The organism is Paenibacillus sp. 7541, from assembly GCF_002276395.1.
Taxonomy (GTDB): domain Bacteria; phylum Bacillota; class Bacilli; order Paenibacillales; family Paenibacillaceae; genus Paenibacillus_AQ; species Paenibacillus_AQ campinasensis.
In genome coordinates this window covers 1-301 of record NZ_NQLZ01000087.1, presented here as the reverse complement: position 1 = coordinate 301, position 301 = coordinate 1, and the positions used below count along the sequence as shown (strand labels likewise).

Below are 301 nucleotides of genomic sequence, written 5' to 3'. Positions count from 1 at the left end.
CACGGACTTTATATACGGCCCGTTGGTCAAGGGGTTAAGACACCTCCCTTTCACGGAGGTAACAGGGGTTCGAATCCCCTACGGGTCACCACGGAGGTTTAGCTCAGCTGGGAGAGCATCTGCCTTACAAGCAGAGGGTCGGGGGTTCGATTCCCTCAGCCTCCACCACTTTTAATAACAATGTGAATATGTTACCCTTTTTAATGACGCGGGGTGGAGCAGTTCGGTAGCTCGTCGGGCTCATAACCCGAAGGTCGTAGGTTCAAATCCTGCCCCCGCAACCAATTTACCGCATAAGCGG

Annotated in this window: 3 tRNA genes; all 3 read left to right on the top strand. The window is 53.5% G+C overall.

From position 1 onward, the window contains the following. Positions 1–16: 16 nt before the first annotated feature. The 3 genes from CHH75_RS24545 (at position 17) to CHH75_RS24535 (ending at position 284) form a co-directional block, all read left to right on the top strand. Positions 17–91, top strand: a tRNA-Glu gene (locus tag CHH75_RS24545). Position 92: 1 nt separating this feature from the next. After that, positions 93–168 (top strand) — tRNA-Val (locus tag CHH75_RS24540). A gap of 39 nt (positions 169–207) precedes the next feature. Next, positions 208–284: transfer RNA gene (locus tag CHH75_RS24535), tRNA-Met, on the top strand. Positions 285–301: the final 17 nt, after the last annotated feature.